The sequence below is a fragment of the Roseivirga seohaensis genome, from assembly GCF_001592945.1.
Classification (GTDB): domain Bacteria; phylum Bacteroidota; class Bacteroidia; order Cytophagales; family Cyclobacteriaceae; genus Roseivirga; species Roseivirga seohaensis.
In genome coordinates, this window is sequence record NZ_LRPB01000025.1 from 1 (window position 1) to 2,005 (window position 2,005).

1 protein-coding gene is annotated in these 2,005 nt (G+C 40.1%); it reads left to right on the forward strand.

What is annotated here, in order from left to right:
• On the forward strand, nucleotides 1-2,005 hold a 2,005-nt coding region (locus tag AWW67_RS10005), incomplete at both ends, for a collagen-binding domain-containing protein (protein WP_062301560.1).

Here is a 2,005-nt window from a genome sequence, read left to right on the forward strand (position 1 = left end):
CATCACTGTAGCGCTTGATGCTAATGGAATCGTTAACATTACAGCCGCTCAAATAGACAACGGTTCTTCTGATAATTGCAATCTTACATTAACTGTTGACAAGGCTTCATTTAGCTGTAATGATATCGGTACGCAAACTGTAATATTGACTGGAACAGACGCCAGTGGAAACACTGCCTCTGCCACAGCAACCGTAACTATTATCGACAATACCGCTCCAGTAATCACTGTTAATAACAGTATAACGGCTGAATTAGACGACAATGGAAACGCCACAATTACACAAAGTCAAGTTGTGACTTCTGTTGGAAATGACAACTGCGGAAGCGTGAACATTACTATTTCTAAAACTAGCTTTGACTGCGCTGACTTAGGTACAAACACTATTACTGTAACAGCTACAGATGCTAGTGGAAATGTAACCACCGAAACAGTAACCGTAACTGTGGTAGACTCTTCTGCCCCTGTATTTACTAATCCAACTTCAGGCTCAGTAATTAGTCAAAACCCAACAGCTCCAGCAATGGACTTTAATGTCTTTGTTAGAAATAATGTCTCATTCAAAAATAATGAAACAGAAGGCGCTGTTGCACTGGGAGGCGATCTGTCAATTAACGGTAGTTATCAGGTTTCTACCAATAGTAAAGGTAGCTTCAAAGTAGGTAATGTACCTGTAACACTTGTTGTAGGTGGAAAAGTAAACTACAACAATGGAAACTCCCTTCAGGTAAACCAAAATGGATATGTTAAAATTGGTAATGCCAACGGGTCTAAAGTATGGTACCAAGATCAGAATGGTGCTAACTCTCCTATTCGTATTACTAAGGATAACAACTACAATAGCAGCCCAAGACTTCACTTGCAAGCTAATGCTCAGCAACTTGGAGTGAGCGCTTCTAACAATCCAATTTTCCAATCTAACGTGATTGACTTTGACGCTGCTTTCGCTCAATTTGAAGCGAGTGCCTTATCAATGAGCCAGTTGGTTAACAATGCTAACTTGACTAACCCTAACGGACAGCCAATAAGCAATACTAACTTGCCAAATCAAGTAAAAATCAATTTACAAGATGGTTTAAACGTATTGAACGTAACTGGGGCAGACCTTAACAATGTGTCAGTCTTCACTTTTAATAACCAGCCAAGCCAAAGCAAAATATTGATTGTTAATGTTAACAACCCTGGTACTTTCAACTGGAACGTATATAATACTGGAGGAATTGGAGAGCACGTTTCACCATACATCCTTTACAACTTCTACAATAGTACAACTGTTAAAATTCAAGGAAACGGCTCTATTATAGGCACTGTATTCGCTCCTTTTGCTTTCATTAATAAGACAAGTCATAACAACATATCTGGTCAGGTAATTGGTAAATCATTTACACAACTATCTGGTGAAAACCACATGTTCGGTTTCAGTGGAACAATCACTAGTGGAACAACTACAGAGATCGAAGAAGGTAGTACAGTAGTTAGAAATGCAGATGATTGTACTTATGAAGTACAAGGTTCTGAGTTTACTCCTGCGGTAACTGATAACGGTTGTGCAGATGTTACACTAACTTATGCCTTAACTGGTGCTACCACTGGTGCGGGAACTGACTTATCTGGAGTAAGCCTTAATGTGGGACAAACAGTAATTACATGGACAGCTACTGACGGAAGTAACACAACTACCTTTAGTATAACTGTGGATGTAGAAGACAATACTGCCCCTACTGTTCTTGCAAAAAACATTACTGTTGCGCTTGATGCCAACGGAAATGCAAATATCACCGCTGCCGATATTGACAATGGTTCTTCTGACAACTGTAACCTCACTTTATCTATTGATAAAACTTCATTCGATTGTACTAAGGTTGGTGTGCAGACTGTCACCTTGACTGGAACCGATGCGAGCGGAAACAGTGCTTCGGCTACTGCTACAGTGACTGTGGTTGACAATACTGCTCCTGCTGTAATCACCCAGAATATTTCAGTGTCGCTGAATGCTAGCGGAAAC